The organism is Actinacidiphila bryophytorum (assembly GCF_016916835.1).
GTDB lineage: Bacteria > Actinomycetota > Actinomycetes > Streptomycetales > Streptomycetaceae > Actinacidiphila > Actinacidiphila bryophytorum.
Window position 1 is genome coordinate 114,231 of record NZ_JAFFIX010000004.1, and the last position, 19,289, is coordinate 133,519.

General features: G+C 68.7%; 18 protein-coding genes and 1 pseudogene. 11 read left to right on the forward strand and 8 right to left on the reverse strand.

All coding sequences use genetic code 11. The features are described from left to right. Positions 1-104: 104 nt before the first annotated feature. From JT723_RS07860 to JT723_RS07870, 3 genes are read right to left on the reverse strand one after another with little or no spacing between them, the layout of a single operon-like run. Positions 105-863 carry an ABC transporter permease gene (locus JT723_RS07860; RefSeq protein ID WP_205043759.1) on the reverse strand — a complete coding sequence of 253 codons (759 nt, stop codon included), beginning with the start codon at positions 861-863 and terminating at the stop codon, positions 105-107. Further along, a complete protein-coding gene (locus JT723_RS07865) occupies positions 860-2,392 on the reverse strand; it encodes a DUF1349 domain-containing protein (RefSeq protein WP_251513270.1) in 1,533 nt (510 codons plus the stop codon). Before JT723_RS07865 ends, JT723_RS07860 begins: the two co-directional genes overlap by 4 nt. Continuing rightward, positions 2,389-3,324: an ABC transporter ATP-binding protein gene (locus tag JT723_RS07870; protein WP_205043760.1), complete on the reverse strand. Its 936-nt coding sequence runs from the start codon at positions 3,322-3,324 to the stop codon at positions 2,389-2,391. The genes JT723_RS07865 and JT723_RS07870 overlap by 4 nt, the downstream gene beginning before the upstream one ends. Positions 3,325-3,507: 183 nt before the next feature. Between JT723_RS07870 and JT723_RS07875 the strand changes: the two genes are divergently transcribed. After that, a complete protein-coding gene (locus tag JT723_RS07875; protein WP_205043761.1) occupies positions 3,508-4,173 on the forward strand; it encodes a response regulator transcription factor in 666 nt (221 codons plus the stop codon). Next, complete coding sequence (locus JT723_RS07880; RefSeq protein ID WP_205043762.1) at positions 4,170-5,273, forward strand: sensor histidine kinase; 1,104 nt, start codon at positions 4,170-4,172, stop codon at positions 5,271-5,273. The genes JT723_RS07875 and JT723_RS07880 overlap by 4 nt, the downstream gene beginning before the upstream one ends. Positions 5,274-5,992: 719 nt before the next feature. On the opposite strand, the gene JT723_RS07885 is transcribed toward JT723_RS07880, so the two are convergent. Continuing rightward, on the reverse strand, positions 5,993-7,261 hold the full coding sequence (locus tag JT723_RS07885) for a serine hydrolase domain-containing protein (protein ID WP_205043763.1): 1,269 nt from the start codon (positions 7,259-7,261) through the stop codon (positions 5,993-5,995). A gap of 142 nt (positions 7,262-7,403) precedes the next feature. On the opposite strand from JT723_RS07885, the gene JT723_RS07890 reads away from it, so the two are divergent. The 7 genes and pseudogenes from JT723_RS07890 (at position 7,404) to JT723_RS07915 (ending at position 13,782) form a co-directional block, all read left to right on the forward strand. Next, positions 7,404-8,966: a sensor histidine kinase gene (locus tag JT723_RS07890; RefSeq protein WP_205043764.1), complete on the forward strand. Its 1,563-nt coding sequence runs from the start codon at positions 7,404-7,406 to the stop codon at positions 8,964-8,966. Further along, the gene (locus JT723_RS07895) at positions 8,963-9,640 is read left to right on the forward strand and encodes a response regulator (RefSeq protein ID WP_205043765.1); all 678 of its coding nucleotides are present in this window, start codon (positions 8,963-8,965) and stop codon (positions 9,638-9,640) included. Before JT723_RS07890 ends, JT723_RS07895 begins: the two co-directional genes overlap by 4 nt. A 673-nt stretch (positions 9,641-10,313) precedes the next feature. Further along, a complete protein-coding gene (locus tag JT723_RS34925; RefSeq protein WP_240165255.1) occupies positions 10,314-11,036 on the forward strand; it encodes an HNH endonuclease in 723 nt (240 codons plus the stop codon). Between the two features lie 43 nt (positions 11,037-11,079). After that, positions 11,080-11,327, forward strand: a pseudogene (locus JT723_RS34930) (phosphorothioated DNA-binding restriction endonuclease); the annotation flags it as partial. Positions 11,328-11,365: 38 nt separating this feature from the next. Beyond that, a complete protein-coding gene (locus JT723_RS07905; RefSeq protein WP_205043766.1) occupies positions 11,366-11,635 on the forward strand; it encodes a ribbon-helix-helix domain-containing protein in 270 nt (89 codons plus the stop codon). Beyond that, positions 11,632-12,054, forward strand: a complete 423-nt coding sequence (locus JT723_RS07910; protein ID WP_205043767.1) for a hypothetical protein — start codon at positions 11,632-11,634, stop codon at positions 12,052-12,054. The genes JT723_RS07905 and JT723_RS07910 overlap by 4 nt, the downstream gene beginning before the upstream one ends. 417 nt (positions 12,055-12,471) lie before the next feature. Then, the gene (locus JT723_RS07915; protein WP_251513268.1) at positions 12,472-13,782 is read left to right on the forward strand and encodes an MFS transporter; all 1,311 of its coding nucleotides are present in this window, start codon (positions 12,472-12,474) and stop codon (positions 13,780-13,782) included. Positions 13,783-13,899: 117 nt separating this feature from the next. Here the strand turns inward: JT723_RS07915 and JT723_RS07920 are convergent, their stop codons facing one another. After that, positions 13,900-15,090 (reverse strand): hypothetical protein, encoded by a 1,191-nt coding sequence (locus tag JT723_RS07920; protein WP_205043768.1) that lies wholly within the window; start codon positions 15,088-15,090, stop codon positions 13,900-13,902. 256 nt (positions 15,091-15,346) lie between these two features. Between JT723_RS07920 and JT723_RS07925 the strand changes: the two genes are divergently transcribed. Beyond that, on the forward strand, positions 15,347-15,610 hold the full coding sequence (locus tag JT723_RS07925; RefSeq protein ID WP_251513265.1) for a helix-turn-helix transcriptional regulator: 264 nt from the start codon (positions 15,347-15,349) through the stop codon (positions 15,608-15,610). Between the two features lie 272 nt (positions 15,611-15,882). Here the strand turns inward: JT723_RS07925 and JT723_RS07930 are convergent, their stop codons facing one another. From JT723_RS07930 to JT723_RS07940, 3 genes are all read right to left on the reverse strand, one after another. Beyond that, positions 15,883-16,449 (reverse strand): PIN domain-containing protein, encoded by a 567-nt coding sequence (locus JT723_RS07930; protein ID WP_205043769.1) that lies wholly within the window; start codon positions 16,447-16,449, stop codon positions 15,883-15,885. Position 16,450: 1 nt separating this feature from the next. Further along, positions 16,451-16,915 (reverse strand): helix-turn-helix domain-containing protein, encoded by a 465-nt coding sequence (locus JT723_RS07935; protein ID WP_205043770.1) that lies wholly within the window; start codon positions 16,913-16,915, stop codon positions 16,451-16,453. A gap of 721 nt (positions 16,916-17,636) precedes the next feature. Continuing rightward, the gene (locus JT723_RS07940) at positions 17,637-18,107 is read right to left on the reverse strand and encodes a hypothetical protein (protein ID WP_205043771.1); all 471 of its coding nucleotides are present in this window, start codon (positions 18,105-18,107) and stop codon (positions 17,637-17,639) included. A gap of 262 nt (positions 18,108-18,369) precedes the next feature. Between JT723_RS07940 and JT723_RS07945 the strand changes: the two genes are divergently transcribed. Continuing rightward, the gene (locus JT723_RS07945; protein ID WP_205043772.1) at positions 18,370-19,287 is read left to right on the forward strand and encodes an alpha/beta hydrolase; all 918 of its coding nucleotides are present in this window, start codon (positions 18,370-18,372) and stop codon (positions 19,285-19,287) included. Positions 19,288-19,289: the final 2 nt, after the last annotated feature.

Sequence of the window (19,289 nt, forward strand, 5' to 3'; positions counted from 1 at the left end):
GGAGCCGGTCAGCAGACCAGGCGTCGGCCGCTCGGAACCATGCTGTCGGCGAGCCGGACGGGCGGCCGCTGAAGCGGGCGGAGTCGGCCGGCCGCAGAGGGTGTTCAGGCGTCGCGCCTGCACAGCAGCAGCCCGCCGACAAGCAGCGCCGCGGCTGCCCACCCGGCGGTCACGCCGAGACCGGCCCAGGGACTGATGGGCAGGCTGGGGAGATCGGTGGTGGCCTGGATGGCGAGGCCGGCGCTCATCGGCGCGATCTTCTCCAGCAAGAGCCGCAGATGCGGATCGCTGATGGTCCCCGCCACGATCGGGAAGATGTACAGCAGGCCGAGGACCACCCCGATGCCGGTGGCGGAGTCCCGCACGGCGGTGGCGATACCGAGGCTGAGCAGGCCGATCAGGACCAGATAGAGGACCGATCCGAAGACCGCGCGCAGCGTCGGCCCGTCGGACAGGGACAGCGCCCGGCCGCTGAGGTCGGGCAGCACGATCCGCCCGGTGAGCAGCGCTCCGAGGACGGCCGCCGTTCCGCCGACGGCCGCAGCGCCGCTGAGGACCACGCACTTGGCCGCGAGGACAGTCACCCGTCGCGGTATCGCCGTCAGGCTGGTGCGGATCACGCCCGTGCCGTACTCGTTGCTGACGCCCAGCACACCCAGGATGGCGACCAGCGCCTGGCCGAGATCGACCCCCACAAGGCTGATCCTGGTCGGGTCGCTGCCACAGTCGGCAGTCGTACAGCTCACCGCCGAGGTCGCCACGGCGCTCAGGGCCACCGTCACCGCGACAGCGCCCAGCAGCAGCCAGAGCGGGCTCGTGAGGGTCCGAAACTTCGTCCATTCCGCGTGCAGTGCCACCGTCATGCGTCCCTCCGGTTCAGCAGCACGGCGGCCACAGCCAGCGCCGCCACCGCGTAACCGGCCAGGACGGCGAAGCCGACCCAGGGCTGGAGCGGGTAATAGCCGTAGTAGGGCGTGTAGTTGCTTGCCACCTGGTGATAGGGCACCAGCGTCTGCTGGACGGCGAACGCCGCCCCAGGTGTCACCTTGGCCAGCCAGTCCGCCGCGCCTGCAGGCATGAACGGGATGGCGGTCAGGACATAGGGCAGCACGACGGCCACGGTGACGGTGGTGACCGCACCGGCGCCCTGCCGGAAGATGGCGCCGCACGCCATGCCCGTGATCGCGGTGGTCGCGAGCAGTGCCGCGGTTCCGAGCGCCACCCGCAGTTGGGTCGAGGACGACGTCGGGAAGATGTACACGCCGTGGGCGCTGGCGAGCCGGGTGCCGATCGGAATCGCCGCGGCCGTGCCCACCAGCCCGGCGACGAAGGCGACGGCTCCCACCACGATTGACTTGGCCACCAGCATCCGGCTCCGTCTCGGGTCGGCCGCCAGGGTGGTGCGGACCATGCTGTTCTGGTACTCCGTGGTGATGAACAGCGCCCCGACGACGATCACCGCGATCAGTGCGGCGAACGTGCCGGTGAGGATGTCCCGGAGATGGCCGCCGGTCGGCAGCGTGTCGCGGACCGCGGGAGCGATGTCGCCGGCACCGGTGACCGTGTACCGGTCGCCGGACCGGGAGAACGAACCCGACCCGTGGGCCGGGTAGCCGGAGAACGTGGGCGAGTGTGCCCCCATTTGCTCACCGGCCCAATTGCCGGCCGTCCAGCCCCCGTGGACGCGAAGGTCCTGGAAGGTGGCCGTGGACACGCTGCCGGCCGTCCCCCCGCCGCCCACGGTGGGCGGGGAGGCGACGAACAGTCCGACCTGCGCGGTCGATCCGAGTCCGACCAGCTTCGCGGTGCCCACCTCGGTCCATTTCCTGCCGTCGGTGGAGTCGTAGCCGGTGATCGTGTCTGCCGAGCGGGCCAGCCGCAGCCAGCGGGGGGACCCGGCGGAGACCGCGTCGGGTAGGCCGGCCCTGTCGTTGACGTAGTCGTCCTGCATTCGCACGCCATGGCTGCCGGTGGCCATCACCGCCGCGTAGGGTGCCCCCTGGCGGGTGCTCTCCCTGATGATCAGTCCGGCCTTCGCCCAGGGCACCGCGCCGGGCCGCAGGCCCGTCAGGCCATCGGAGAGGCTGCTGCTCAGCGCGGAGACCGAGACGGTGACGCTGCCGTCCCCGGCAAGCGGCTGATGCACGAAGTAGTAGGTGTCGGCGACCGGTTCGCCGCCCGGCCCGATGGGAACGGGCGATGCGCCCTTCTGATCGCTGCTGAAGCCGGCGAGCAGGGCGACCGCCACCACCAGCAGCGCCGCCACCACCATGCCGTGCACCCAGCTCCGGACGGTGCGGAACTTGGTCCATTCCGCGTGCAGCAACTGGAGGAAACTGTCCCGCCCGGGCATGTGGCCGGGCGGGCCGAGGGGGGTCATGGTGGCGGTCACCGGGCGGCCTCCCCGGGCGTCTCGGCACGGAACTCGACCTCTTTGCGCGTCAGTTCCATGTAGGCTTCTTCGAGGCTCGCCCGATGCGCCGACACGTCGGAGAACGGCACCGCGCTCTCGACGAGCAGCGTCACGATCCGGTCCGCAGGCAGGCCGGAAACGGCGACGGTGTCGCGGCCGGAGGCTGCCACGGCGGCACCGGCATGCGCGAGCACCGTCATCGCGTCAAGCGGGGCCGTGGTCCGCAGGGCCACGCGGTTCCCGGAGACGGCCGCGATCAGGTCGGCCACGCCGGTGTCGGCGATGGCCCTGCCGCGACCGACCACGACGAGATGGTCGGCGGTGTCCTGCAACTCGCTCATCAGATGGCTGGAGACCAGCACGGTGCGGCCCTGGGAGGCCAGAGATCGCAGGAAGCCGCGCAGCCAGATGATGCCTTCGGGGTCCATGCCGTTGAACGGCTCATCGAGCATGATGACCGGGGGGTCGCCCAGCAGGGCCGCGGCGATCCCGAGCCGCTGCCGCATGCCGAGCGAGTAGCCGCCGGCATGGCGCCGGGCCGCCGAGGTCAGGCCGACCTGCTCGATCACCTGGTCCACCCGCCGCGCAGCCAGGCCCTGTGAATGCGCCAGCCAGAGCAGATGGTTACGCCCGCTCCGGCTGGGGTGCAGCGCCGCCGCGTCCAGCAGTGAACCGACGTGTTTCAGCGGGTGCCGAAGACTGTGGTAAGGCCGGCCCTCGATCAGCGCGGTGCCCTCGTCGACCGCAGCCAGACCGAGTATCACCCTCATCGTGGTGGACTTCCCGGCCCCGTTCGGGCCCACGAAGCCGGTCACCACACCCGGACGGATGGCGAAGGACATACCGTCGAGGGCCAAGGCAGCCCTGTACCGCTTGCGCAGTCCCGCAACGACGATCCCCGGGGCGCTCATCGCGGCCGGCTCACGGTTCGAAATTCACTCATGCCGACGGTTGTACGCGGCACCCGGTTCCAGCCGGGGCGCAGCCGCTGCGACCGGGCTGCGACCTGGGATCTGGCATCGTTGACGCATGTCACCTCGACCCGCGGGCCGGTACGCCCGCCCCGCCCGCACGGCGACCGGCGGTGGGGGGAGGTGAGGGTCCTTGTCGTCGAGGACTTCGAAGTCCTCGCCCGCTCCATCGGCACCGGCCTGCGCCACGAGGGCATGGCCGTCGACGTCGTCCTGGACGGGACAGCCGCGCTCGACCAGCTGGCCGTCACCCGCTACGACGTGGTGATCCTCGACCGCGACCTGCCCGGCGTCCACGGAGACGAGATCTGCCGCCAACTCGCGCACGGCCGCTGCGTGACCCGTGTGCTCATGCTGACCGCCTCCGACACTGTCGAGGACCGTGTCGACGGGCTCCGGCTCGGCGCCGACGACTACCTGCCCAAGCCGTTCGCCTTCGCCGAACTGGTCGCGCGCGTCCGTGCCCTGGCCCGCCGCGCCACCCCACCGGTACCGCCCACCCTGGCATGCGGGGACATCGCCCTCGATCCGGCTCGCCACGTGGCGTTCCGGGCCGGCCGGCGCCTTCAGCTGAGCCCCAAGGAATTTGCCTTGCTCGAATGCCTGCTCGCCGAACCCGGTCTGGTGATCTCCGCCGAGGAACTGCTCGAACGCGTCTGGGACGCCGTCGCCGACCCCTTCAGCAGTGCCGTCAAGCACACCATGCACCGGTTGCGGGCCAAACTCGGCGACCCGCCCGTGATCGAGACCGTCCGTGAAGGCGGCTACCGCATCGGATCGTCGTCATGACCTCCCAGCAGCCGGCCAGAAGACCCCTGCAGACACGGCTCGCGCTCGCCTACGCGGCGGGCATCTACGCCGCGGGGGTCTTCGTGCTCGTCCTGGTAGCCGTCGCGCTCAGCAGCGTCGATGCCGGCACACCCGAGGGCCGCCCCTCGTCGCGCGTGACCACCGGAAACGGGCACGGGTTCAGCCTGGCCCAACTCCTCACGGGATCCGCCGTCGCCCTGGTCATTCTGATCCCCGTCGCCCTGGCGCTCGGCTGGTTCGTGGCCGGCCGGTTCCTGCGCCCCCTGCGCGCCATCAGCGCCACCGCAAGAAGCATCTCAGCCGGCAACCTCCACCGGCGCCTCGACCTCGGCGAGCCCACGGACGAGCTGACCGAACTCGGCGACACCCTCGACGACTTGTTCGCCCGCCTTCAAGCCTCTTTCGATGCCCAACGCCACTTCGTCGCCAACGCCTCCCACGAACTACGCACCCCCCTCGCCGGCCTGCGCACCCTCCTCGAAGTCACCCTCGCCGACCCCGACGCCGACACCGGCACCCTGCGCTCGGCCTGCCAGGAGGCACTCGCCCTCGGCGCACACCAGGAGCGACTCGTCCGAGCGCTGCTCGTTCTGGCCACCAGCGAGCGCGGCGTCACCCGCTGGGACACCCTCGACCTCGCCCACGTCGTCGAAGGAGTGCTCACCTCCCGCCGCGCCCAGGCAACGGACAGAGGCATCGGCATCACCGAACACCTGACGCCCGCCGCGACGGCCGGGGACCCGAGACTGATCGAAAGCCTCGTCGCCAACCTCATCGACAACGCCGTCCGCCACAACCACCCGGACGGGTACGTACAGGTCACCACCCACACGTCCGCCACTCAGGCGGCCCTCACGGTCACCAACAGCGGGCCGGTCATCCCCGCCGAGCAAATCCAGTGCCTGTTTCACCCCTTCCAGAAACTGGCACCCGATCGTCACGGCCACGGCGAGGGCTACGGTCTCGGCCTCGCCATCGTCAACGCCGTTGCCCAAGCCCACCGCGCCACCCTCACCACCCGTGCACCCGCCGAAGGCGGCCTGTCCATCACCGTAGGGTTCACACAAACCTCTCAATAGCCGGTGAGGAGATCTCCCTGTGGAGACCCGACCTGTCCGGCGAATGAAGCCGATCGTGTGGGGCCCGCTCGATGATCACCTCGGGCGGCCCGGGCTACCGACGGAGCCCGATCTTGCCGTGGTGTCCCCGTTCCAGCTCGCGGAACGCGTCCCGCACCCCCTCCGGTGGGGTAGGCGCGGGCGATCGGCACCTCCAACTCTCCGCGCACGCCGCCGAGCCTTCTCCGTAGGTCCGCGCACCGACCTTGGCCGCGGCCTGCCAATCGCGGATCGTGTTGATCCGCTCGGGCCGCACGCCCAAGGCTCGCAGCGTGCCCTTCGACGTGCGTGGTCTCAGTTCTGGTCTCAGTTGACGCCCTGCGGCCCTGGCCGTACCTGCATGAATGATGCTCAACGCGGCTCGTGCGACCAGACCGGTCCCTCGTCGGGTGACATGCAGAGGAACGCCTGTGCGGCATCGTCGACCGCCGGTACGACCGACTCATGCAGCGTTGGTCGCGTCTCAACGAACGCCAGCTCGCCCTTCCGACCCGCATTGCTGCAGGTGATGATCCGGCGACCTCGGACAGTCCCGAGCCGGCCCTCTCTGCTCGTGCGCTGAAGGAGCGGCCTGATCACGGTGCTCAAGGGCGGCGGCAAGAAGTGGCGGGCAGTGATGACGGAGGCCGGCACCTTCTCTCTGGAGCACGGCCACCAAAAGGACCTCGCCGTCGGGACGGCTACTGCTGGGTGATGAGAGCGCGGGCGGTGATCGCGGGGCCGGCGCCGGGGGTGGGGCCGGGCATGTCGTAGTTGGAGAGGAAGACCGCCGTCCAGTCCAGGTCCGGGAACCAGTCGAGGTTGGTCCAGACACCGGGCGCCGCTCCGCTGTGGCCGACGGCCCAGTGGTTGTTGACGATGTCGGTGGTGGTCGCGTAGGAGTCGAAGGGGAACTGAGCGGGAACGCCGGGCCCGGCGGGCATCGGCGCCCTGGGCACCTTGGGGCTGAGGGTGAGCTCGGTGTAGACGGGGTCGAGCAGCTTGTGGCTCAGCAAGGCGCGCTTGAAGCGGATCAGGTCCGGTGCACTCGCGAGGGCGTTACCCGCTGGGGAGCCGATGAGGGAGAACGTGCCCTCAAGGGCATCGACACGTTGCCCGGAGGGCTGGTTCTGCGAGGTGTACGGGTGGGCGATGCGCCGGTCGGCTCGCCACTGGGGCGCGGTGTAGAAGTCCGAGGAGGTCATACCGGCCGGGCCGAAGACGTGGTCGCGGACATAGTCGTAGTAGGACTGGCCGGAGACCTTCGCGACGATGGCGCCCAGGACGTGGTAAGCGGAGTTGCTGTACTGCCCCCTGGTGCCGGGGACGAAGCCCAGCGGACCCTTCCGGATGAACTCCAGGGTCTCGTCCATGACCTGCTCGGGGCTGGTCCAGGTGAACGACGCTTCGAAGAACCCCGGGAGCTGCGTGTAGTCGCCCATACCGGAGGTGTGGGTGAGCATGTGGTGGATCATGACGCTGCTTGCCGTGTCCGCCGGGAAACCGTCCAGGTACGTGCCCAGGGTCGCGGTGTACGCGATCTTGCCTTGCTGGGCGAGCTGGGCGACGGCGACGGCGGTGAAGATCTTGGTGATCGAACCGAGGCAGAAGATGGTGTCGGGCCCGTTGGGAACGGCCCGCTTCTTGTCGGCCATGCCGTAGGACCGCGCCAGCACCGGGCGGTCGCGGTGCACCAGGAGCACGGTGCCGGAGAAGGTGTCGTCCGCGGCGAGCTTGGCGATGAGCTGGTCGAATTCGCCGCCGGGCCGCAGCCCCGGCGGTATCTGGCCGGACGCCGGAAGGCCACCGGTGCCGGACGCCCGAGCGGAGCCGTCTGTAGTACCGCTCGTGGCGGCGGCGCCCCAGGCACCGCCGGCTGCGACGGAGACGGCACCGAGCAGGCCGAGAACAGAGCGGCGGCCCATCCGGCGCCTGCGGTGCCCGTCGGGAAAGGGATCACGTCGTGTCATGCGATCACCTTGCTGCGCGGGGTGCAGCGGGCGCGTCTGCCCTGGGGCGCATCATCGGGTCTGTCGCGAGTCGTACGCCGTCGGCCGCCTCCGTCGTACGACAGACGCGCCGCCGCCGGGCGGACCATAGACTCCCCGAACGATGAAGAAGCAGCCGTCCGCGCTACGCGGCCCGGAGCGCCGCGCCGCGGATCGGACCGACATGGGCGCTGTCGTGCGGGCCCTCGTGCCGGAGGTCGCGCGGGACGCGGCACTGGCCTGTGGGCTGTTCGCGGTGTGCCTCGTGGTGAACAACCCGCGAGCGGTCGTGAGCGTGGCGTCCGCCGGGTCGGCCGACGGTGCGGTGCGGGGGCTGACCGTGGCCTGCCTGTGGTGGACGGCCACCGCCGCCCTGCTGGTCGCCGTCACGTTCCGCAGACGCCTCCCGGTGACGATGTTGGCCGTCTGCACGGCCGCCACCGCGTGCCATGTCGTCCTTGCAGTGCCTCCCATGGTCGTCGACACCGGCGTGCCGGTCGTGCTGTGCACGGTCGCCGCCCACCGGGGCCGTGCGGTGTCGCTCGCGGCGCTGGCCGCACTGATCGCTCTGGTCTCCGGGTGGAGCGCGTACTACGCAAATCACGGGCGGCTGGCCCCGGGACTGCCCATGACCGCGACCCAGGTCTTCCACCGGACCCCCTCCGAGGCCGGGGACGCGCCCAGCGGCCCGGACGACGTCAGCACCCAGCTGCGTGACCCCTCGGCGAACGCCTGGAACACCGCATTCGTGTACGGCATCGCCCTCGTGGCCGCCTGGTCGACCGGCTACGGCGCCCGCAACCGCCGCGCGTACCTCGGCCAGCTCCACCAGCGCGCACAGGGCCTGGAACGCGAGCGCGACCAGCGGGCGACCCTTGCCGTCGCCGCCGAACGTGCAAGGATCAGCCGTGAGATCCACGACGTCGTCGCGCACGGCCTGTCCGTCATCGTGATCCAGGCCCAGGGAGCAGCCGCCGCACTCGACGACGACCCGGCCGAGACCCGAACGGCGCTGGAGGCGGTCGTCACGATCGGCCGCGACTCACTCGCCGACATGCGCCGGGTGCTCACCGCGACGAGCGGACCGGGTGACTTGGCCGCGACGGGCGAGGACGGCGACGCCTGGCGCCCCCCGCCCGGACTGGGTCGGCTCCCCGCGCTGCTGGACCGGCTGAACCGAGCGGGCACACCGGTGCGGCTGCGCATCGAGGGCAGCCCCTCCGAACTGCCGACGGCGGTGGACCTGTCGGCGTACCGGATCGTCCAGGAGGCCCTGACGAACACCATCAAGCACGCGGGGGCCGGTGCCGCAGCGGACGTTCTCGTCGCCTACGACCCGAGCGAGGTCTGCGTGGAGATTCGCGACGATGGGCGCGGGCGGCAGCCAGTTGTGGGCGACGGCGGTGGACCCGGTGGTGCCGACGGGCCCATCGGCGTAGGCGACATGCGCGGCATCGGCGCCAAGGGCCTGCGCGGAATGCGGGAACGCGCCAAGCTGCTCGGCGGGAGTTTCACGGCGGGGCCTGGTCCGCACGGCGGTTTCGTCGTACGGACGGTCCTTCCGATACACGCGCCCGACCTGGCGGCCGCCGGGCCCGGCCCGGCGGCGCGTGGGACCGATCCGGCTCACGCACCTCGCGATCGCGCGGGGGTTCCGGGACCCGACATCCAGGACCAGGGCACGTGATCAGCATCCTGCTCGTCGACGACCAGGCGCTGGTCCGGACCGGCTTCCGGCTGATCCTGGAACGGGCGCCCGACATGCGGGTGGTCGGCGAAGCCGGTGACGGCGCGCAGGCCATTGAAATGACCGTCGACCTGCAGCCGGACCTCGTGCTGATGGACATCCGCATGCCCGAGGTCGACGGAGTCGAAGCGACCCGCCGGATCTGCCGGGATGTGGCCGCCGCGCGGACCCGCGTGCTGGTCTTGACCACCTTCGATCTGGACGAGTACGTCTACGCCGCGCTTCTCGCCGGCGCCAGCGGGTTCCTGCTCAAGGACACCCTCGCGCCTGATCTGCTTTCGGCCGTCCGGGCCGTGGCCCGCGGTGACGCGGTCGCGGCACCCAGCGTGACCCGCCGGCTCCTGGAAAGGTACGTGGCGACCGCGCCTGCGCGGACCGAACCCAACGGCCGCCCGAGCCCCCTGACCGAGCGCGAGGCCGAAGTGCTCGTGCTCATCGCCCGCGGTCTGTCCAACGCGGAGATCGGTGGCCGCCTCCACCTGACCGAAGGCACCGTCAAGACCCATGTCAGCCGCGTACTGGCCAAGCTGGGACTCCGCGACCGCGTCCAAGCCGTCGTCCACGCCTACGAATCCGGGCTGGTCCGGCCCGGTGACACCGGGTCCCCCACCTGACCCGGCGCACAGGAGGGAAGGGGTGACCATGTCCGGCCGCGGCAGGCCGCGGGCGCCGGTTCCGCATAGCGCCCTCGCCGTACGAGGGCTCGCCTGCTCTGCCCGATACCCATGCCGGCCACAAGCGGTCCAGCAGGCCACGAGCTTGGCCGGTACCTTGCCACCTCCCACGCGCAGGTAGGCCCGCCTTTTCTCCACAGGACCCGGCTTGCGGAGAGGCGCCCGCCACGTCGAACGCCCCGCATCCCGAAGGGTTGCAGTTCGGGTTGCATTCAGTCCCGTCCAGGGGCGTCCGAAGGACGCACTCCTCAACGCTGCTTCACAGATCAGAACGGTGGCGAACTCCGGCGTACGACGAGACGGAGAGTTGGAAAGCGTGTTGGGGGCAACCCCTCACGAGTTCGAATCTCGTATCCTCCGGCACTGGTCCTCGCGCACAAACGCCCCCTCGGTCGCCGCTCTGACTCTGCGGGTCGGCTCCCTGAACGAGCAGCCAGGTGCCTGGAGGCACCCCGCCCGCGTGCGGGTCGCACCAGGGCTCAAGAGACGGTTGTACTCGCGGGGGTCAGGAGCGTCAGTTCCGTGCGTTGATGTCAGTGCCTCGTGGGGGGGTGTCCTTATGTCAGAGGATCCGATGTCGCCCAGGACCGACCTCGCAGCAACTCTCACAAAGATGAAGCGCTTCGACCCAGAGGGGGACTACTACGCGTTGACGATCGGCTCCGACCGCCGCGGGCAGCCTTTCTGGTCTGTGCAGTCTCACTGGGTCGGATGGTGCGAGAGGAACCCAAAATGGGAGCTTCGCGAGGCGCGTCTGGTCTCACCCGAAGCGATGAGCAAAGCATGGGCCACTATGGGCCAGGACTGGCTGGCGGTTCACGATCAGGCTTCTCTCGCCATCTTCTTTCAACTCGGTGGAAATGCGCTCGTCGGTAAAGAGGTTGCGGAAGCGCAACTTGCCGAGGTGATCGCACCTTCGGAATGCGTACGTGACGGGGTGGTCGAGGTCGGCGGAGCCGGTTTCATCAACACGGAACACCTTCCCGACGAGGCCGTCGGACGCCGGGCACCCACCAGGAAGCTCCGGATGAAAGTACTCAAGCGAGATAATTATCGTTGCGTGATTTGCGGGCGCAAGGCGACTGATCACGTGGACATTGAACTTCATGTACATCACCTAATTCCATGGCGAATGAAGCGGCCCACCGCCGAGGAGAATTTGGTCACACTTTGCGGTACATGTCATAAAGGACTCGATCCCGATTTCGAGCCGTCTCTGCGTGAACTTGCGAGCCTACCCGGCGGGGCGAGAATTCTGGATATGGAGAACTCTGAGTTCAACGCCGAAGTGGCGCGCTACCGCGAGTACATCCAAAGTTTGCCATCAGACGAATAGTCCTTCGACCGTTCGCAAGGAAACCACCATCCTGGAAGCCTCCTTCGACAAGGGCCTCCTCGGAGCCGGGGCGACGGCCACCGGATCTTGGTCTCCCAGGCGTTCGTGGGGCGCAGCGCTGTCGCTCGCGAGCACGTGGTCGCGCTCGCGAGCCGCCCGTTGATCGGTCCGCAACCGGTTGCGCTGCCGGTCGCGGCGGCCCACCGTTCCTGGCACTCGCGGCAGGTCTTCCATGGAGCCCCGCGCCCCACCGAGACGGGGGAATCGCCGGGCGCCCCTGAGTTCACTTGACTGGTAGGTCTACGGACACCTGGAGTATGGTGGCTTATATGGTGAGTAAGAAAGTAACGGTGACGATTCCCGAGGATCTCCTTGACGAGATCCGAGCGGAGGCCGCCGAGCGCGGCCTGTCGGCATACGTTGCCGAGGCGCTACGGGCCAAGCGCGACCGCGACCGGCTCCAGGAACTCGTCGGCTGGTTGGAGGAAGAACACGGCCCCGTCACTGAAGAGGAACGCGTGGCGGCCCTCGACGAGCTGAACAGGCTCGACGCCGAGCACAAGCACCGCCGGGCGGACAGCGCCGGAGAGGCCGCGTGAAGAAGCGCAGCGGTGAGCCCGGACCCGCACTCCGAGTCTTCGTTCTCGACTGCGAAGCCCTGTCCCTCGCCGTGCGCGGTGACCGAAAGATGATCGCCTGGCTCGACCTCGCCGCCCGGGGCGAAGCCGATGTCGTGACGGCTCCCATGACGCTGGTCGAGGCGTACGACGGGAGAACCACCGAGCAGCGCTGGGACTGGGTGCTCTCTCGGCTCAAGGTCGCCGACGTGGGCAAGGACGAGGCCCGCCAGGCCCGCCGCCTTCTGGCTGATGCCAAGCTCCACGGCCACAAGTACGCGATCGACGCCGTGCTCGCCGTCATAGCCCGACAGCAGAAGGGACAGGTCACCGTCTTCACCTCAGACGTCGACGACCTGGAGAAACTGGTCCCGGACACGATCGTCGTCAAGAGGGTGTGACCCGCCGGCTCCGGTCTCGGTTCTGGTCTCGTTCAGTCGTGTCCGGCGGCGTTCGGGACCTAGACCACCATCCGATTCGACGCAGCTCAGATCGGCTCTGGCCTGTGGCGTACGGCCTCGTGACCGGTTGGAAAGCGTACCCAGGGCAACCCCCCACGAGTTCGAATCTCGTATCCTCCGCCAGTGCCTCACCGGGTACGACGTCGAGTGAGTGGCACGAGCAACATGAGCAAGCGGTACACGGCTGAGTTCGAGCGGGGACGCCGACGAGGGCCAGGCCCCCTGCCGCACTGGGGCTGACCGCGCGGGCGGTCGCCGTAGAGACCGCACGGCCAGCGCGCTTCAGGAGCACTGAGGGGGTCTGTTGCCGGACTTCGCTGACAGAAGGTGTCAGTGAACCTTCTGGATAGTGGTGTCGTGATCCTCAACCGCCACTCCCGCCGGGCCGAGCAACTGCTCGTGCCCGCTGCCTTTGCCACCGCTCTCGGCAACAATGTCCAGCTCATTGCCGGTGCGCTGCTCGTGATCAGGGAGCAGCAGGCCATGATGGCCGTCGGCTGGCTCTTCATCGCCGTCGCCGGGCCGCAGGCGTTGCTGTCGCCTCTCTTCGGACGGCTGGCCGACCGCTTCGACCGGCGGGCGCTGTGGATTGGCTGCGATGTCACCAGTGCGGCGCTGGCTCTCGGGCTGCCGTTGTGGCTGGCCTGCGGCGGCTCCCCAGGGCCCGGGATCTACGGCGCCAATCTGGCGCTGGCCGTGGTCGGTGCCCTGTTCTCTCCGGCAAGTTCCGCGCTGATCAAGGAACGGATCTCGGCGGACCGGCTGCGGCGGTTCAACGCCCGCTACGAGATGGGAACCCAGGCGGGGATGCTGCTGTCGGCGACGATCGGCGGACTGTGCGTCCAGGCGTTCGGTGCCGTGCCGCTGCTGGTGTTCAACGCCGGGACCTTCGTCGTCTCGGCGCTCTGCGTCGCCGCGGTGGGGCGGCGCCCGGACCGGGCGCCGACGGCCACCGCCCCCGGGGCGCCGACCCAGGCGACTACTCGCAGGCCGCTGCGGATGCGCCGCTTCATCCTGCTCTACGCCCAGGGGAGTGTGGTCGTCACAGTCTTCAACGCCCTGCTGCCCACTGCCGTCATCGGTGAACTCCACCTAGGGGCAGCGACGTTCGGTGTAGTGGACGCCCTCGGGTGCCTCGGATTCCTGGTGGCCACCGGTGCCTACCGGATCGTCAGCAGACGCGGTCCGGACCTTCGCATCGCCGTCGTGGGCTTCCTGCTCTGCAGCGTCGGCCTGGTGCTGCAGAGCCAGTTCGGGATCGTCGGCTATCTCGTCGGGGTGCCGCTGGGTGCGTTTTTCTTCGGGCAGGCTCGGATCGCCTCCCGGACCATGCTGATGACCTCGGCCGACGACGCCTCGGTCGGCAGAGTCTTCGGGCTGGCGAACGGCGCCGGGCTGGCGGCCACGGTCGTAGTGATGTTCCTGGTCGCGACGGTCACCGACCACAGTGACACGCGCTACGGCTTTGGGATCCTCGCCGCCCTTGCGCTGCTGGCGACCCTGTCCGCCGGACTGCTGCTGAGGTCGCCGGCCCCCGCCGGGCCTGATGTGTCCGCCGGCCAGGCCATCTGCCTTCCGCGGCCCGGCCGGCCGGGCGGCCGGGCCGAAGCCGTCAGGGTGCTCGAAGCCGCCCCACCCGGGAGAGGCACCGCTCAAAGCGATCAGTGACCGATGTGTCTGTCTCGGTGGCCGATCGCTTTGTGGCGGGCCGCAGTAGGGCGGCACCGACGTCGCGGCGGTTGAGGCGGCACTCGGACCGATGCAGCGATCTGGTGCTGGCCGGTGTCATTTCTCCGTGACGCGGCTCCAGGTGAACGGGCCGAAGGATGTGGCCGTCGTCAGGCGGTGGGCGCCCGGGGTGACGGTCAGCTTCAGCCATTCCAGCGGGGTGGTGCTGCCGTGTACGACGATGCGGTGGAAGTTGGCGACGTCGTACGACGGGTGGCTGTTCCAGGCGTCGTAAGCGCAGACGTCCGCGTCGCCTGTGCAGGGCGCGCCCTGGGCGAGGGGGTTGTCCGAGCGGTAGACATGCGAGTCGCCGACCAGCAGCAGCACCGGCTTTCCGAAGGCCGTGGTGTGCTTGGCCAGGCTGGAGACGACCGGCTCGTAGTTCGCCACGTGGGCTGCGGCCTTGCCGTCCAGGTCCCACATGTCGGCCTGGGTCGTGATCACGACGCTGGACACGCCGCCGACCTTGGCGAGCGCGAAGGCGGTGTCCAGCCAGCGCAGGTCGGCCGCGGTGCGGTGGGCGGCCTCGTCGAGTTGCTCCTGCGAGGCCGTCGGCGCGCCGTACCAGGGGTCGGCGTCGTTGTTGGAGCCGCCGGGCACGTCGACCGTCACGAAGAGGGTGCCGTTCTTGACCCACAGCACGTTCTCCACGTACCGGGCGTCCTCGGGGTGTGCCCGGTCGGGCACCTGCGCCTGCGACAGCACGCGCAGCGTCCCGCTGCCGAGGGTGTGGCCGGGCTCGGGGAAGAACGACTGGCGGATCAGGTCCAGGTTCGCGACCGGGTTGCCGGAAGCGTGGTCCACGGGCTTGCCGGTGGCCGGGTCGAGCACGGGGTCGATCTGCCCGGTGGCCGGGTTGTACGTGCCGCCGCCCTCCGCGACCTTGTGGCAGTCGGCCCATTCGTTGTCACCGGGGGTGTAGACCAGCGGATCGGCGAAGGTCCTCCACAGGGCGGCGATGGACCGGTCGTACGCGGCGGTGCAGTACTGCTTGCCGGAATGGATGTCACCGACATGGATCACGCTGCTGACGTCCGGGTCCGCATTGACGTTGGCGATGAACGCCGGCGTCGCGTCGAACTCGGAGGTGTCGGTCGGAGAGGTGCCGTACGGGGCGTCACCGTACACGGCGAGCGTGAACGGCGCCCGGGCACCGTGCCCGAAGTCGCTCGCGTCGGCCGTCGCGGCGGCTGGTACGACGCTGAGCGCGAGGGCCAGGCCTACGGCTGCGTAAGACCTTCTTCTCATTCTGTCTCCTCGATGAATTCGACCGGTGCCGCAGCAGCGTGCTGGCGGCGCACGTCCCATCGGGAACGGACAGGTGAACGGCCGTCCAATGCGAGGTATCGGTGTGTCGATCTGTGACGTCGGGGACGTGGCGAGCGGTGCCCGCCCGGGGTGCTGTGTCCGCGGCGGAGCGCGCAGCGTGGCTCGCCGGGACTCCTACCGCTCGTGGTGGGGCCGCGGGCGGAAGGCCGCAGAAGGCCACGCTGAACCTCCCGAAGTGGAAGCGACGCGCACGGAGATCCGCATGGCCTTCGACCTCGGACAGGCCGTGCACGACCGGCGGACCGAACTGGGCATCTCGCAGACCGAACTCGCCAGGCGAGCCCGTATGACACAGCCCCAGGTGTCGAAGCTCGAACTCGGCGGCACCGTCCCCACCCTTCCGCTGCTCGCCCGGCTAGCCGAGGCGCTCGACGCGTCGCTCAACATCGCTCTCGACGGTGACACCTCCACCGTCGCCTTCATCGCGCACGCCGCATGAGGTGAGTGGTCTCAGTTCTGGTCTCGTTCATCTGCGTCCGGGCACGTTCAGGTACTCGCTCCTCAACTACTCCGTCGCAGGTCAGAACACACCCGGCCCAACCCGTTCACGGGGGTGACCCGTTGGAAAGCGTGTTGAGGGCAGCCCTCACGAGTTCGTATCTCGTATCCTCCGCCAGTGCCTCACCGGGCACGACGTCGAAGTGCCCCAGTGAACTGCGGGGCACTTCGACATTCGTAGGCCACCGGCTGGCGAGGCCCTTCGTCGTTGCCTCAGACACCCGGGCTTGGGCCGCTGCGGAGCATGCTTACCGCCCCGATCAGCTGCGACCTCTCCAACTGGTCCAAGACGTCAGCGAAGGTAACCGGCTTCTGCGTACGGCTGTTTGCTATCTCCATTACACAGCCGTAGACGATCCGGTCGTCAAGGTCGATCAAGTCCATGACGAGGTCATCAGCTGTCTTGCGTTCGATGTCCCAGTTGGCGAGGTAGTCGGACGGAAAGTCTTTACGGTTGTCCGTCACGATGACCTGCGCACCAGCCTTGATGGCCGCAGCGAGTACGTGCCGGTCGTTCGGGTCAGGCAGCTTGAGACCTTCGATGAGCGACTCGTAGCCGGTGACCAGGCAGTCCCGCACCGCTGCGTTCATGCGACGGCGCAGTTCTGTGCGTTTCTCCTCGTCTCCGACACCGTTGCGGCGCAGCGCTTCCTGCATCTCGTCAAGGATCTGCTCGGTCCACTTGGCTTGGACGATGCCGTGCCGAGCCAGGCGGATCAGCAGATCCCTGACGGTGTTCGGGTAAAGCACGTTGGAGTCGTACAGAACAACAAAGGCCATGTCAGAGGAGCCCCAGCTCTTCGTCGAGACTGGTGAGCGAATCGGCTGAACCCTTGCGGTCGCGGTCGTCCTTGCGCTTGTACTCCATGACGTCGTTGAAAGTGACACGCCTATGCCGACCGACGAGTTCGAACGGGATCTCGCCTCTTTCCAGTAGCCCGATGAGGTAGGGCCGCGAGACGTTCAACATGTCCGCTGCCTGCTGCGTGGTCAGCATGGCGTTGACCGGCATCAGCTGAACACCTTGGCCGTTGGCGAGCGCAGCGAGCATCGCTGCGAACATCTCGACGGTAGCCCGAGGCAGGACAAGCGGGTCGTCGTCACCATGTTCGCCGAGGATGGTGATGTCAGTGGTGGCGTCGGCGCTGTGAGCGAGGTGATCGCGGATTCTGCGCAGGGCTCGCTGCGCGCTCTCGGCGTCGACCGTCCCGGGAGCGATTTTGCGGCCCTCTGTTGCTGTAGCCATGTGGGCACTCCTTCCCCTAGTAGTCGAAGTATCCGCAGTATCCGAAATATTCGCAACCGCTTCTCGGTAACGATCCCACGACTGGTCGGTTCGTTCCCCTGTCGAAGGGGCTCCGGCTCCGAGTGGTCGAGCTCTCCTGCACTAGGGCTCCCCAGCTGAGTCATTGCAGGTCAGATGCCGTACGAGTAGAAACGCGCCACGGGCCGACCGAAGGCCGATGCCGATGCCGATGCCGGCCAGACGGCCAAAGGGCAGATCGGCAGTTGCGGCGACCGCGGCGGCTATCCGTGCACCGTTCGACGCCGCCGCTACGGCATCTGGACCACATACCCTCTCTGATTGGCAAGATCACGTGATCCTCTGGCGCAGTCGTGGTCTCATTCAGTCGCGTCCGACGCCGTTCACCGGCCGCCTCGGCACCGCCTCAGTCGCAGGTCAGACCGTCTGTGGGCTCCTGCGTACGGTCTCGTGACCCGTTGGAAAGCGTGTCGGGGGCAACCCCTCACGAGTTCGTATCTCGTATCCTCCGCCAGTGCCTCACTGGGCACGACGTCGAAGGCCCCTGCTGCTCGCAGCGGGGGCCAACGACGTTCTGGGTCTCGCCCTGTGCGTATCTGCGGCCGCCCGCTGACCGGGGCCGGGCCGCCTTCCGCGGTATGACAACCGCGGCTACGTGTTCCTCGACACGGTTTCCGCTGCAGCCGTCATCGTGTGGCTCCGCTCATGACCGGCCACTCGTGTTCAGGTCGAGTGCGGAAGCCCGGCCGACCGCGGCAAACAGGATGAGCGGCAGCTCCTTGTCGGCTTGGCCGATCGCCAGCGCGAGCCAACGGCCGCGGTCGGGAAGCGGCCACACTTGCATGCTCACAACCTGCTGGCTGAGGTGGTCGAGCGGCTCGGGCACAGGCTCTCCCTTGAAGCCAGCACTGAGATATGGTCCGAGATCCACGACGAACGCATGGCCCCACCGAGTCGTCAGGCGTGCTACCAGGTCGTCGAGGCAGGTCCGCAGCTCGGCTTCGGCCTCAACCGCGGCCTGCCCGTCGTCGTCATCCCAGAAATCCCGACTGACCTGCAGCTCGCGCAGATGATGCTCTGGCCCACCGCCCCCGGAGTTGTCGACATAGGTCACCTCCGGGAACGGCCGCACAGCCAACGCGTCAATCGTCGAGAGGTACTCCTCGGTGGTCATGCGCGCAGACTATGGGACCGTGCAGACAACCGCCGTGACCGTGCGCACCGACCGGTGATCGGCCGGACAGCTCCTGGTACTACAGCCGTACATTGGGTTGTGACCTGGGTTGATACCTCGGGAGTGGGGGACGCAACACGGCCGCCGCGTCCGGTTTGTCCGAAGATGGGTAGATGAACGTGCGGCATCACCTGGGTGCGTGGATCAGGCATCGGTGGTCGGCGATAGCGTGGAGTCGAAACCCAAGTGACGAGGAGTTCGCGTGCGATTCGCGCTGGACGCACTGTTCGCTGACGTGCCCGCGGAGCAGGTCGATGAAGTTCGTGACTTCTGCAAGTCGAGGGCGGGAGGCCGCGGCCCCAGCACGCTGCGAGAGCTGGAGGAGGCGCGAGCGAAGAGGTCTGCTCCGCGTGCCGCCGATCCCCCCGCGATCGAGGAGACGATCGAAGCCGCGGAAGCGCGCGTCCCTGTCAGGATCTTCACTCCTGTCGACGGTCCACCGCGGGGCGTCTACCTGGACATACACGGCGGCGGCTTCTACATGGACTCTGCAGCGCGAGGAGACGAGCGCAACCGCGAGCTCGCAGACGCCCTGCAGCTCGCTGTTGTCAGCGTCGACTACCGGCTGGCGCCTGAGCACCCCTGGCCGGCGGCACCCGACGACTGTGAAGCAGCGGCGCTCTGGCTCGTCGAAGAAGCTGATGCCCGCTTCGGGACGTCTCGTCTTGCGGTCGGCGGGAGCTCCGCGGGAGCCACACTCGCCCTGGCGACCCTGCTCCGGTTGAGGGACAAAGGTGCCGTCGGCCGATTCGCCGGCGCCGCGCTCCAGTTCGGCACCTACGACTTGAGCGCACGAACCCCGGCCGGTCGCCGCATCGCCGACGAATACTTCATCCAGGCGTACGCCGGCCATGTGGAAGAGCGCACTGTTCCCGACATCTCTCCCGTCTACGGCGTCCTTGGCGGGCTTCCCCCGACGCTGCTGATCGTCGGCGGCGCAGACGTGTTGCTGGAGGACAACCTGGCGCTGGCAGGTCGGCTGTCAGCGGCCGGCAATGACGTCGAACTCCGGGTCTACCCCGAGGCACCCCACGGTTTCACGAGCCACCCCACGGCAATGGCCGGCACGGCGCTCAGCGGCATCAACTCCTGGCTGCACGACCGGATTACGCGACCGTAGGG